Origin of the sequence: Pseudomonas karstica, assembly GCF_009707515.1 — a bacterium.
Classification (GTDB): Bacteria; Pseudomonadota; Gammaproteobacteria; order Pseudomonadales; family Pseudomonadaceae; genus Aquipseudomonas; species Aquipseudomonas karstica.
In genome coordinates, this window is record NZ_WLYI01000003.1 from 35,198 (window position 1) to 47,524 (window position 12,327).

A 12,327-nucleotide genomic window follows, 5' to 3' on the forward strand; every position below is an offset into this window, starting at 1 on the left:
TCAGTTCAAGCCCTCTCACCGGCATACAGCTGGCTTGCTTCACCGGATTTCTTTACTGCCTGTTCAAAACGATCCAGCACCATACCGACCTCTGTTTCGGTAATAGTCAGCGGTGGCAGAAACCTCAGCACAGCGCCATGGCGACCACCTGTTTCCATAATCAGTCCGTTGGCGAAACAGTTGAGTTTGATCGCCCGTGCCCGGGCGCCATCGCCCTGACCTGCACGCCCAAGGGTGCCGGGCTTGGTGATTTCCACCCCAAGCATCAACCCGCGTCCGCGGATATCCCCGATGAATGAATAACGTTGGGCAATCTGCTGCAGACCGTTTTCCAGTTGCTTACCCATTTTGGCGGCATGCTCGACGAGGTGACCTTCCTTGATATGACGCATAGTCGCGGCACCCGCGACCATTGCCACCTGGTTGCCGCGGAAAGTCCCCGCATGCATGCCCGGGCTCCAGGTATCCAGATGCTCGGCAAACACGATCAACGACAGCGGATAGCCGCCACCGATAGCTTTGGACAGCACCAGAATGTCAGGCACGATGCCGGCATGCTCAATGGCGAAGGTGCTGCCGGTGCGGCCCAGGCCGGTCTGGACCTCATCGACAATCAGTAAAATATCTTGTTCCTGGGTGATTTCACGCAATGCCTTGAGCCACTGGGCCGAGGCTGGAATACAGCCGCCTTCGCCTTGCACCACTTCGACGATGACCGCTGCGGGTTTGGTGACCCCGCCTTCCGGGTCCGAGAGGACGGTGCGGATGTAGTCGATGGACAACTGATCGGTGTTTTCGCCATTGGTGCCGAACGGGCAACGAAAGCGATAGGGGAACGGCAGAAAGTGAGTGCCTTGGGTGATAAGGCTATTGCCGGCCTTGGGGGACAGGTTGCCCATGGCCGACAAGGCACCGGCCGTCATACCGTGATAGCCACCGTGGAATGCCATCAGCGTGGAACGTTTGGTGTAGTGACGTGCCAGTTTGATGGCGGCCTCGACCGCATCCGAACCGCTGGGACCGCAGAACAGAATCTTGCTGGTGTCGCGCATTTTTGCAGGCAGCATCGAGAACAGCTCTTGCACGAACATGTGCTTGGCCGGTGTGGCGAGGTCGAGTGCTTGCTGCAGATGATCGCTGCCGAGAAAATCCATCACCGCGTCCCTGACGACCGGTGGGTTGTGTCCCAGGGCCAGGGTACCGGCGTTTGACAGGCAGTCGAGGTACTCCTGGCCGCTGGCATCTTTGATGCGCATGCCTTTGCCGCTAACGAACAGCCGCTGAAAAGTCTGCGCGTAGGTTCGCGCGTTCGACTCAACTTTATTGAGATAGCTTAGTTCTTCCATATTCGATCACCAGTGGCCATAAGAATAGAGAGTCGAGCAGGGGTGCACCTCATGCTCGATGACGTGGCAGGCAAGTTTGTGTTTCTGTCATTTCAGCAGGTACTTGTGCCGGCGGAGGGTCATCTGGCAAAAGCCGTGCAGTCGCTTAGATAGAATAAAGGCTTGGCTTTTTTTAACTCGATCGACGACATAAGTACTTGATTATATTAATTTAATTGATTGTGGGTGTCGGGTTTTTTGGCGTGTAATCCACTCTTCGATTTCAACAGGATTGAGCACTTAAAGTGCGGTGTTAATAACGACCTGAATATTATATTTAGCGCGCCAGGAACGATCGCTCGATTCTGCTGGAGGGTTGAGTTTATCGCCAACTTTTCGAGCTGGGCATGTCCCTGATTTCCATGCCAGACACCTTGGAGGGTGCAGGTTTAAATACCCGACACACACGCCTCATCAAACCGATGAGTTCATACGGTTATAGCGATGAATGTCCTGTTCTGGCACCGATATCCGCTGGTGATTCTGTGTGCAACAGCCCTGAGCGGCTGCGTACTTGGGCCTGACTATCAGGTACCCACGGTTCCGATCGCCGCCAAATGGCAAGCACCATTACCCCATGGTGCGTCCGTGGCAGCCTTGACCGATTGGTGGCAGCAATTCGATGACCCGGCACTCGCCGAGTTGTTGCGCCTGGCCGAAGCCGATAGCCCGTCAATGGATCAGGCAGCAGCCAACATCGCGTTGGCCCGTGCGACCTTGGGCACCCGTGTCGCCGAGGCGTTGCCGAGTCTAGGGGCGACGTTATCGAAGGGCCGTGGTGGCGAACAGGAAGGTTCCGTCAGCCAGGCCGGTTCGGGTTCGTCTGCGCAGTTCGACGCCGCGTGGGAAATCGACCTGTTCGGCAAGCTGCGTCGCAACAACGAAGCGGCCAGCAACCGTGTCCAGGCGCGAGTCGACGATTGGCATGATGCACGGGTGTCGCTGGCGGCGCAGGTAGGCGATGACTACGTGCAATACCGTGGCTGTCAGAAACGGGTGCTGGCCTATAAGGACCAGGCGCAATCGCAACAAGACACGGCGCGCATCACTCGCCAGTCATTCCAGGCCGGTTTCACCTCGTCCGCCGATGCGGCGTTGGCCGATGCCAGTGCGGCGAGCATTGCCGCGACGCTGATCAGTCAGCAGGGTGATTGCCAGGTCCTGCTCAAAAGCCTTGTCGCGCTCACGGGCAGTGACGAAGGCCGGTTGATCAACGTGCTTAGTCACACATCAGCGCAATTGCCGCATCCGGCTCAGCTCAACGTGCAAGAAATCCCCGCCGATCTGCTGCGCCAGCGCCCGGACCTTGCGTCCAGCGAGCGCGAGCTGGCAGCGGCAAACGCTGAAATTGGCGTGGCCCAGGCTGATCGGCTACCGAGCTTGAGTCTTTCCGGGACGTTTTCCGTAGGGGCAACCTTGGGCGAGCGCGCCCGCTCCTGGTCGCTGGGCCCGGTCTTGTCGATTCCACTGTTCGATGGCGGCAAGCGCCGCGCCGCGGTCGACGGAGCTAGGGCCAGTTATGACGCCGCCCTTGCGGTGTATCGCCAGACGTTGCGCACCAGCGTCATGGAAGTCGAACAATCGCTGGTGCGCCTCGATGCGGCGCGCCGGCGTGAGTCCGAAGCCGTGCGTTCCAGTACAGGCTTTCGCGAGTCTTTCGAGGCCATCGATCGTGACTGGCAGGCCGGCAGTGCCAGCCTGCTGGATCGCGAAACCGCACGCCGGGAGGCGCTTACGGCCGAGATTGAGCTGATCACCTTGCAGCAGGATCAAGTGCGCTACTGGATCGCCCTATACAAAGCATTGGGTGGCGGATGGCAAGCCAATCAACCGCTGGTGCAAAGCCAGGCATCGAGCGGAGAGGGCGTGTGAAGTCGACGTTGCGAAATCGTTTGCTGGCAGTCGCCGTCCTCGCAGGCGTGATTGGGTTTGTCTACCTTCGCCGTGAGGCTGAGCCGGTCGTGGAGGCCCCCAATGTCAGTAGCTTGAGCGTGGAAGTGGTACAAGCGCGGCGCCAGCTCTGGCCTCAATTGCTGTCCGCCAGCGGTGCGCTGGCGCCCTGGCAAGAAGCGGTCATCAATGCCGAGACCAGCAGCCTGCGCATTGCCAGCCTCAAAGCCGATGTCGGCAGCCGGGTCAAGGCAGGGCAACTGTTGGCCACTCTGGCCTCGGAAACAGTGCTGGCCGAAGAAAGCAAACAACAGGCTGTCGTTGCCCAGGCTGTGGCCAAACTCGAACAGGCCAACTCCAATGACCGTCGCGCCCGGATCGTCGGTCAGAGCGGTTCCTTGTCAGAACAGCAGCGCGAAGACTATCGAATCCAAGTGGCGACCGCCAAGGCCGATCTCGCAGGTGCCAGGGCCGAGTTGCAAGCCACTCGGATCAGGCTCAAACAGACGCGTATCGTGGCGGTCGACGATGGCATCATCTCCTCGCGTACCGCGTTGCTCGGCAAGGTGGTGGCGGCTGGCGATGAGCTCTTTCGTATGGTGCGCGAAGGCCGTATCGAATGGCAGGCCGAGCTGGACTCGCGTCAGTTGGCCCAGGTGCAAGCCGGGCAGGTCGCGCGGCTGACGTTGCCGGGCGGCCAGCGCCTGCAAGGACAGGTTCGCCTGGTATCGCCCACACTGAGCACGAAAACCAGTCGGGCGCTGGTCTATATCGCCCTGCCAACCGACAGTGCCGCCCAGGCCGGCATGTACGCCAGCGGCCAGATCGAACTGCCACCGCGCGAGGCTCTCACCGTGCCGGACACCGCCGTCATCCTGCGCGACGGTCGCTCCTATGTGTTCACCCTGGGGGACGATATGCGTGTTGTCCAGCGTCCCGTCGAGGTCGGCCGGCGACTTGAGCAATCGGTGGAAATCCTCAGCGGCTTGAATGAACCGGCGCGCGTCATCCGTGCCGGTGGCGCATTTCTGAATGACGGCGCGAGCGTAACGCTGGTTCAGACACCGGTTGTCCAGCCATGAATATCTCAGCGCTCTCGATTCGTCATCCGGTTCCGGCGGTCATGCTGTTTATCCTGCTGACGATTTTCGGCTTACTGGGCTTTGAAAGGCTCGGCATCCAGGACTTCCCGGATATGGACCTGCCCGTGGTGGTGATCAGTGCCTCACTCGAAGGCGCCGCTCCTGAGCAATTGGAAACCGAGGTGGCGCGTAAGATTGAGGACAAACTCACCTCCCTGCGCTTGCTCAAACACGTGACCACCGTCATTACGGACGGTGGCGTCAACATTAGCGTCAGCTTTGATATTGACAAAGACGGCAACGAGGCACTCAACGAGGTACGTAACGCGGTCGACAGTGCCATGCCGCTGTTGCCGGCCAGCCTCGATATGCCGTCGGTATCCCGATTGACCACCAGCGCCTCGCCGTTGCTCACCTATGTCATCGAATCCGATAGCCTGGATGAGGAAGCACTGTCGTGGTTTGTCGACAATGAGCTGAGCAAGAAACTGCTGTCCATCCCGGGTGTGGCGCAAATCTCGCGGGTGGGCGGTGTCGACCGGGAGATCCAGGTCAACCTGGCCCCGGCCTTGATGGCCGGGCTGGAAATGCGTGTGGCGGACGTGGCTAACCAGCTCAAGGCGATGCAAAAGGACAACTCCGGCGGCCAAGGCAATTTGGGTAGCGGTCAGCAGGCCATGCGTACCTTGGGGGCAATTGATGATCCGGCAGCGCTCGGAGCCATCGACATTCCGAGCGGTGACGGTCGCCTGCTCAAGCTGGGTCAGTTAGGCGACATTCGCGACACCCACGCCGAACGCAGTAGCCGTGCCTTTCGTGACGGCAAACCGGTGATTGGTTTCCAGATCACCCGTTCGCTGGGGTTTTCCGATGTCGGCGTGGCCGATGACGTGCGCAAGGCAATGACCCGGTTTATCGCGCAACATCCCAACGTGAAGATCGTCGAAGCCAACAACACCGTTAAATCGGTCCTCGACAATTACCACGGTTCGATGAACCTGCTGTATGAGGGCATGCTGCTGGCGGTGCTGGTGGTCTGGTGGTTTCTGCGGGACTGGCGCGCTACGCTTATCGTCGCCACAGCACTGCCGCTGTCGATCATTCCGACCTTTGGCGTGATGTATTTGGCTGGGTTCACGCTCAATACGGTGTCATTGCTGGCCCTGGCCCTGGTCATCGGCGTGCTGGTGGACGATGCCATCGTCGAGATCGAAAACATTTCCCGGCACCAACGAATGGGCAAAACCCCGCGTGAGGCAGCCACCGAGGCGTCGGACGAAATTGGTCTGGCGGTGCTCGCGACGACTGCCACGCTGGTCGCGGTATTCTTGCCCACGGCCTTTATGGGTGGGGTTGCCGGAATACTGTTCCGTCAGTTTGGGGTGACCGCCTCGGTGGCGTTGCTGTTTTCGTTGCTGGTGGCGCGGGTGCTGACGCCGATGATGGCGGCCCACTTTCTCAGGGCAAGGAAGGATGAAGCACACGACAGCAAGCTGATGACGCGTTATCTGGGCTGGATTCACGGCACTCTGAACCGGCGCAAAACCACAATGTTGTTGGCAGGCTTGTTTTTTGTTGGCTCGCTGGCGCTGATTCCTTTGCTGCCAACCAGTTTCCTGCCGCCCCAGGACAATGCCCGCAGCAAAGTCACGCTGGAGTTACCGCCCGGTACCAGGCTGGAACAAACCACTGCGCTAGCTCTGCAAGCCAGCGAAATATTGCGCACCATGCCGCAGGTCCGACACGTATTCACTTCTGTGGGCACCGCCAGCAGTTCGGGTTCCGGGCCCAGCGATATCACCGGTAACGGCGATGCTTTTTTGAGCGTGGATCTGGTGCCTCGCGATGAGCGCGACCTCAAACAGGTCGAGGTCGAAGCCAATATGCGCGAGGCACTGCGTATGCTCCCGGGGGTACGCATCAACGTGGGAGGTGACGGTAGTGGAGAGCGGCTCAATATCGTCCTTGCCGGTGATGATGGTGATTTACTGGAGCGCACGGCGAGTGCACTCGAACCGCAGCTGCGCCAGTTGCAGGGGATAGGTAACGTCACGTCGAGCACTGCCCTGCAGCGTCCGGAAGTCCAGATGCGTCCCGATTTCGCCCGCGCCGCGCAATTGGGCATTACCAGCCAGGACATCGCCGATACCTTGCGCATGGCAACCTACGGCGAATATTCCTCGTCGCTGGGTAAAATCAATTTATCCCAGCGCCAGGTGGACATTCGCGTACGCATGGACCCGCTGCTGCGCGGTGATCTTGATTCAATCAAGCAGTTACGCGTGACTGGTCTCGACGGGCAGGTGGCGTTGGCATCATTGGGTGAGATCAGCATGGGCAGCGGACCGGCACAAATCAGTCGGCTGGATCGCTTGCGTAACATCACCCTGTCAATCGAACTCAACGGGCGCAGCCTGGGTGAAGTCATGGCCGAGGCCAGAAAGTTGCCGGTGATGCAAAACCTACCTTCAGAAGTGAAGCTGGTGGAGCAGGGAGAGTTGCAGTTGATGACTGAACTGTTTGGCAGCTTCAGTTTGGCCATGACCATCGGTGTATTTTGTATTTATGCGGTGCTGGTGCTGTTGTTCCACGACTTCTTGCAGCCCGCGACGATTCTTTCGGCGCTGCCGCTCTCGTTGGGCGGCGCGCTGGTGGCGTTGTTGGTGTGCAATATGAGTTTTTCCCTGCCTACGGTGATCGGTTTGCTGATGTTGATGGGGATCGTGACCAAGAACTCCATTCTATTGGTGGAGTACGCAATCATGGCTCGCCGTGATTATGCCTTGGGGCGATATGAGGCATTAATAGACGCATGTCACAAACGCGCCCGCCCCATTTTGATGACCACTATTGCCATGGGCGCCGGGATGTTACCCACGGCGATGGGGATAGGCGAAGATCCGAGCTTTCGGCAGCCGATGGCCGTAGTAGTGATTGGCGGATTGCTGACGTCGACACTGCTGAGTTTGTTGGTAGTGCCGGTGATTTTCACTTATATCGACGATGTGCTGGAGTGGTTCAAGCGCCGCGTTCGTGTGTTGACTGCCGAGGCGGGGAACAAGTGAGGCGAGGGGATACCCCCAACACTGGCCTTTTTAAGTACGATCGGGCAAGTGCTGGGGGGGAAGTTAGACAGCTTGTCGAGTAACGTTATTGGTAGCCCATTCAACACTGGATGGATTGGTATCTACCGAATGCATCCAGCGAATCAACGAGCGGCGGCCGCCAATTCCCATCTTTATCGCTGCACGTTTTAGATAACTTTCGACCGTGTTTACTTTCAGGTCGAGTTGCTCGGCGAGCTCCGGTGCTGTGCGTCCGGCCAGAAGTCCCACGCACACTTCGGTTTCGCGAGAAGACAAATTCAGTCCCGACTGCAGCAGACGATCAGCAAATCGCTGTCGCAATGCGTCCATTCCGCCGTTTTCTGGACTGCCCAGGGCGAGGTAGTTGTCATGTCGAGGCAGTTCCGGCGGGAGCAGAGCGGCAAAGTGTTCTTCTACCATGGGCAACAACAGGCAGGAGAGGTCTTTAAATAATGCACACTCTTGTACCGAAAACCCTTGGGAGAGGGGTGAACGGTATACAGATAGGACGTAACGATGGCCATTCTTGTTAGACGTCAGTTGCAGTTGGGTGGTTGCAGAGCTGAGGGGAGGTGTTTTATCTATGTGTTCACTGTCGAGCAAACTGCGGGGGGAGCCTGGAAGTATCTTCGGAGTGGCGTGCTCGAAAAAAATATCACCGGAAAGTAAAAATGGCTTTCTTGCTGGGTGAGTGTCAATTTTGGACTCGGCACATGTGTTGTTAATACCCATACAATCTAGATTCAAGGTGCTCAGTTCTTGAGTGTTCCTCGCATCTATCCATTGTTCCGTAATATGCGTTACCTCGATAGGCAGTTCGGTGAGTATCAGGTCGTGCAACATTCGAGGAAAATTACGGTTGCCAGTACTGGCGATGGCTTTTCCAACGTGCGGAAATAATTTTTGTAGGTTCATCCGCTCTCCGTGGTACGGCGTCAGGGGTGTTATATTTTGGGTCGGATTGGTCGTCGGGCACATGATATGTTTTAAATATTGCAGGTGTATTTCGGTATTACCTATTTGGCCGGTATTACTGCGTTTGATCGGGTGGGCCGAATGGGAGTCAACCGGCCATCAGGGATTGGCCATATATAGGTGTTCGACTTGTGGCGTTATTTTTAAGCGTTTCCTCATAGGGAGTCGGTGTGCAGGCAAAGGGCCATAAATTGGTTTTTTTGTTTTTTGTTCCCGGTGCAATACTTCTTCTATTTACGGTCCAATCGAAGCGTTTCAGAACTTTCTCCATCAGGGTATTTATGACAATTTTGTAAGTGTCTATATTCTGTTTACTGGCGAATTTTATCATTGACAGAAAAATCTCCGTCGTGCGAAAATCTATATTAGCTTGAGTTAGTTCTCGGCATGCTGAATGTGAAAGTCTTGTTGCCTTCCAACAGTATATAGAATCAGGTCTGATTTGTTCGTCCGTTAACATAAGGCTGAATGCCCAGGCAGTAAGTGTCGGTTTGCTGAAGGAGCCTATTCGAACACGGTTGGTCACCAAGTCTTTTTCGTGTGAGTAGACATAAGTAGCATGGCGATCGTCGTATTTATTCGATTCGTAGTTGCTTGCGCGATAATTTTCTACGTACCATTTTTTCCTGTCTATAAACGCTACTTTACGGATAAACAGGATGTGCTCCAGGGCTCTATAAAAGGTTGTTGAATCGCTTCCAATGCTGGTGCCTACATCAAAAAATCGATATGTGCGTGGAGAGTGATTCATGATCGGGTTTTTGGGCTGTGCGTATTTAGGTCACTGTAACGCCACAATAAAGTAATGCAACTGTCCTAAAGTACAGTATTGGATATATGGGGTCTGATTATTGATAAGTCATTGATTTATAATGAATTTATACGCAATGAAAAACGATTTTAGTGGTGGCACTTTAATAGCTATTGGGTAGTAAGGCTTCTATAGAGATTAGAGTAACGGTGGGTGTACTAATTACCCTATCGTTGCACTCGGGTATAAAAGCGAATTCTGTCATAAAAAGGTAGCAATGATCTGGGTGAGTTATCTCTGTGGCTAAGGTTTCAGCTCATTGCGCGCAGGGGCTGAAGCGGCAATGCAGTGATGGGCGTAGTGTGATTCTGTTTTGTGAAGCGCTATGAATGAATGGTATCGGCCATATGAAATATAGGCTGATGGAACCCTCAAAAATATAAGCCGTTTTGGCATCTCGAAAGGATGAACTTATGTATTATATTGCACTGTCACTGTTGACCGTCCTGTTGCTTCCAGGTCCTACCAACTCGCTGTTGCTGCAGTCCGGAATAAGCAGGGGATTGAACGCGTACTCCTTCAGGCTAATTTCTACCGAATGGCTGGCCTATATTATTCAAATTACACTGTGGGGCGTATTTATCGATCTGCTGGTCGCTGATTATCCATGGGTCGTTGTTGCAACCAAAGTATTTGCAGTGTGTTTTTTATTTTATATTTCGTTAAAACTATGGTTTTCGGCAAAGCACAATACCTCACTCGCCGCATCAGGCATTACAGTGCCTGAACTTTTCGTGGCAACACTGACCAATCCAAAAGGATTGTTTTTCGCCACTTTTGTTGCGCCTTCCGGAACGTTCTTGTCCGCGGACAGTTATGTGGCATTCATCTCTCTGTTTTCGGTGGTGATCTTCCCGGTAGGGCTTGTGTGGATTGCGACAGGTGCTTACTTTGGTCGAAAGTTACACTCGGCGGTTTCCGGACGTTGGGTTAGTCGGTGCATTTCCGTGGTGCTCGGACTCTATGCATCCTTTATGCTGTTTAATATTGCTTCGCAAGCAGTGTTTACGTGAATGGCACGATCGATGCTGGTATTTACATAGGAGTGTAAGTAGCACCGCGCCTAACGGGAGTAGAGGGTTGTAGGGCGAGAGACGAGGCAGGAAGTATCAGAGGCTAGACAAGGTGTAACTGAGCGGCTTTCATCATGGCTTGCTTGACGTTAATGCAGTCAAGCTTTTCGGTTATTTGTTTGGCGTGAAATTTTACGGTTCGTTCAGAGATGTACATGATCAGCCCTATTTCCTTATAGTTCTTTCCAAGGGTAAGCCAGTGCAAAAACTCAACCTCTCTAGGGGTCAGTTTTATTGTGATGCCAGTACTGATATCGTCTATAGGGCGATGCTGATGAGCAATGATGCTGAGGGCTTTTATGATGAGCATGTTTGATCGAACGATGGGTACAAAATCGGGGTTGTTTTCTTCTGACGTTAAGTGAAGGGAGCCAAACGCCCTGCCAGGGTCATGGAGGGGGACCGTAAATCCTTGTTTGATGCCATAGGAAGTCGATTGCTTGAATAGCTTGTTGCTTATACCTATTTCTTCCGGGATTTCATCCCAGAAAAAGGGAGTCGATGTGATGGCTGAGTTTGCCATTACAGGGTCTGATTTGTAGAGGGAGTTCTGTCGGTAAGTATCAACCCACTCAGCGGGGTAGTTGCTGTGAATCGAAATTCTTGGGTTTTCGAAAGGAGTGGGGTTTAGGTAAACATAAGAAAATTTGTCAATTCCGATCTGTGCAAATGTCCTGCCCAGCACTTTTGTGTACTCTTCCTGGCTGACCCCTTGGATGCTGCTTTCAACTTCTTGAATTAAGCTGAAGAGACTCTGGTTTGAGTTGAGCTTGGGCATGATTGACAGACTCGATAAAGTAATGCGTTGGGAGTTATTAGATTATTTACTTTAAAAAATCGTCATGTCATTTATGAGCTGAAAATATTTATAGCACTGGTTGTCAACAATGACAAGAGTACCGTGCAGCCTCGCTCAGCGGCATGAAAGGCCTGGGTTTTCGGTGGTGGCTGATGCTTGAAGCAAGCCTTGGTATTTTGAAATTAGATGCATATCGATATAGCGAAACAATCGGACTATATGCCAAAGATCCAAGGACAATGGTGTAAAAGTTCTGAACTAGGGGCGGCGGATTTCACTGCGCCTTGACCGGGATGAGCAGTTGGCAGTACCCCATTTTTCTGCATAAGCACCCCTAAGCTGGAGTTGTGATTGTTGATCAACGCGACATTGCAATCGAGGTGTCAGGCTGAGCGATCCCGTCAGTTGAATTGGTGCTGAGACTCGTTATCATTAAGGCTTGATATTCAGCCAAATGGAATGACTTCATGCTCACCGCTCAATACGCCGATCCATATGCCCTGTCTGCCGAGTTTTATGATGTGCTGTGCGAGCAACAATGGCTGCAGCGCCGTGGGCCCATCGCCCAGATGCTGCAGGAAGTCGACCCCAGCGGCGTGATCCTGGACATCGGCGCGGGTACCGGGCCATGCGTCCAGGTGATTGCCGACGCCTTGCCCAAGGCGCGAATCCTCGCAGTAGAGCCTTCGGCCGCAATGAGGGCTGCACTGGTGGGACGGATCATGCGCAGCAGCGACCTGCGCCAGCGCGTCACCGTGCTGGCCGGCACCCTCGATCAAGTGACGTTGCCGCCACGCCTGGCCGCAGCGGTAATCTGCGGCACCATCGGTTACCTCGATGCTCCCCAGCGCCATCAACTTTGGCAGCAACTGGCCGAACGCCTGGATGAGCGCGGCATTGTCATTGTCGACGTGATGATGCTCAAGGCCCCGCAAACCGTGCCCTTGATGCAAGCTGCCAACACCTCAATCGGCGAGCATACCTACCACGTCGCACTGCATGGCGAACCCGCCGGCGGCGACCTGATGCATTGGACCCTGGACTACCAGGTGCGCGCGGGCGATCAGGTAATCCGCCGCTTCCAGGCTGACCATCACTGGCACACCTTCGGCCTGGAACAGGTCGCCGAGGAAGCCGGCGCCGCAGGTTTTGTCCTCGAACCCCTGGGCGATGCACTGATCCCTGCTGCGGTGTTGCGCAAGCGTAGTTAATCCCGATTCGGGGAG

Annotated in this window: 9 protein-coding genes; 5 read left to right on the forward strand and 4 right to left on the reverse strand. The window is 54.9% G+C overall.

What is annotated here, in order from left to right:
- Positions 1-5 precede the first annotated feature (5 nt).
- Entirely contained in the window at positions 6-1,346 is a 1,341-nt protein-coding gene (locus GIR22_RS02900; protein WP_154741851.1) for a diaminobutyrate--2-oxoglutarate transaminase family protein, read from the reverse strand.
- A gap of 483 nt (positions 1,347-1,829) precedes the next feature.
- On the opposite strand from GIR22_RS02900, the gene GIR22_RS02905 reads away from it, so the two are divergent.
- Genes GIR22_RS02905 through GIR22_RS02915 form a run of 3 tightly spaced genes read left to right on the forward strand, consistent with a single transcriptional unit; the run spans position 1,830 to position 7,422 of the window.
- Positions 1,830-3,257, forward strand: a complete 1,428-nt coding sequence (locus GIR22_RS02905; RefSeq protein WP_154741852.1) for an efflux transporter outer membrane subunit — start codon at positions 1,830-1,832, stop codon at positions 3,255-3,257.
- Complete coding sequence (locus tag GIR22_RS02910; protein ID WP_343039632.1) at positions 3,254-4,357, forward strand: efflux RND transporter periplasmic adaptor subunit; 1,104 nt, start codon at positions 3,254-3,256, stop codon at positions 4,355-4,357. Before GIR22_RS02905 ends, GIR22_RS02910 begins: the two co-directional genes overlap by 4 nt.
- Positions 4,354-7,422, forward strand: a complete 3,069-nt coding sequence (locus GIR22_RS02915) for an efflux RND transporter permease subunit (RefSeq protein ID WP_154741854.1) — start codon at positions 4,354-4,356, stop codon at positions 7,420-7,422. The genes GIR22_RS02910 and GIR22_RS02915 overlap by 4 nt, the downstream gene beginning before the upstream one ends.
- Positions 7,423-7,485: 63 nt before the next feature.
- Here the strand turns inward: GIR22_RS02915 and GIR22_RS02920 are convergent, their stop codons facing one another.
- Positions 7,486-8,358: a helix-turn-helix transcriptional regulator gene (locus GIR22_RS02920; protein ID WP_154741855.1), complete on the reverse strand. Its 873-nt coding sequence runs from the start codon at positions 8,356-8,358 to the stop codon at positions 7,486-7,488.
- 148 nt (positions 8,359-8,506) lie between these two features.
- Positions 8,507-9,169: an acyl-homoserine-lactone synthase gene (locus GIR22_RS02925; RefSeq protein ID WP_154741856.1), complete on the reverse strand. Its 663-nt coding sequence runs from the start codon at positions 9,167-9,169 to the stop codon at positions 8,507-8,509.
- A 473-nt stretch (positions 9,170-9,642) separates the two neighbouring features.
- Between GIR22_RS02925 and GIR22_RS02930 the strand changes: the two genes are divergently transcribed.
- Positions 9,643-10,242, forward strand: coding sequence for a LysE family translocator (locus GIR22_RS02930; protein ID WP_154741857.1), 600 nt, complete (start codon positions 9,643-9,645; stop codon positions 10,240-10,242).
- Positions 10,243-10,345: 103 nt separating this feature from the next.
- Here the strand turns inward: GIR22_RS02930 and GIR22_RS02935 are convergent, their stop codons facing one another.
- Entirely contained in the window at positions 10,346-11,080 is a 735-nt protein-coding gene (locus tag GIR22_RS02935) for a helix-turn-helix transcriptional regulator (RefSeq protein ID WP_154741858.1), read from the reverse strand.
- A 488-nt stretch (positions 11,081-11,568) separates the two neighbouring features.
- On the opposite strand from GIR22_RS02935, the gene GIR22_RS02940 reads away from it, so the two are divergent.
- Positions 11,569-12,312 carry a class I SAM-dependent methyltransferase gene (locus tag GIR22_RS02940; protein WP_154741859.1) on the forward strand — a complete coding sequence of 248 codons (744 nt, stop codon included), beginning with the start codon at positions 11,569-11,571 and terminating at the stop codon, positions 12,310-12,312.
- Positions 12,313-12,327: the final 15 nt, after the last annotated feature.

What these genes read in the sequence shown, in the direction of transcription:
- GIR22_RS02900 (WP_154741851.1), bottom strand. Translation starts at nt 1,346, where the DNA reads ATGGAAGAACTAAGCTATCTCAATAAAGTTGAGTCGAACGCGCGAACC.
- GIR22_RS02905 (WP_154741852.1), top strand. Translation starts at nt 1,830, where the DNA reads ATGAATGTCCTGTTCTGGCACCGATATCCGCTGGTGATTCTGTGTGCA.
- GIR22_RS02915 (WP_154741854.1), top strand. Translation starts at nt 4,354, where the DNA reads ATGAATATCTCAGCGCTCTCGATTCGTCATCCGGTTCCGGCGGTCATG.
- GIR22_RS02920 (WP_154741855.1), bottom strand. Translation starts at nt 8,358, where the DNA reads ATGAACCTACAAAAATTATTTCCGCACGTTGGAAAAGCCATCGCCAGT.
- GIR22_RS02925 (WP_154741856.1), bottom strand. Translation starts at nt 9,169, where the DNA reads ATGAATCACTCTCCACGCACATATCGATTTTTTGATGTAGGCACCAGC.
- GIR22_RS02930 (WP_154741857.1), top strand. Translation starts at nt 9,643, where the DNA reads ATGTATTATATTGCACTGTCACTGTTGACCGTCCTGTTGCTTCCAGGT.
- GIR22_RS02935 (WP_154741858.1), bottom strand. Translation starts at nt 11,080, where the DNA reads ATGCCCAAGCTCAACTCAAACCAGAGTCTCTTCAGCTTAATTCAAGAA.
- GIR22_RS02940 (WP_154741859.1), top strand. Translation starts at nt 11,569, where the DNA reads ATGCTCACCGCTCAATACGCCGATCCATATGCCCTGTCTGCCGAGTTT.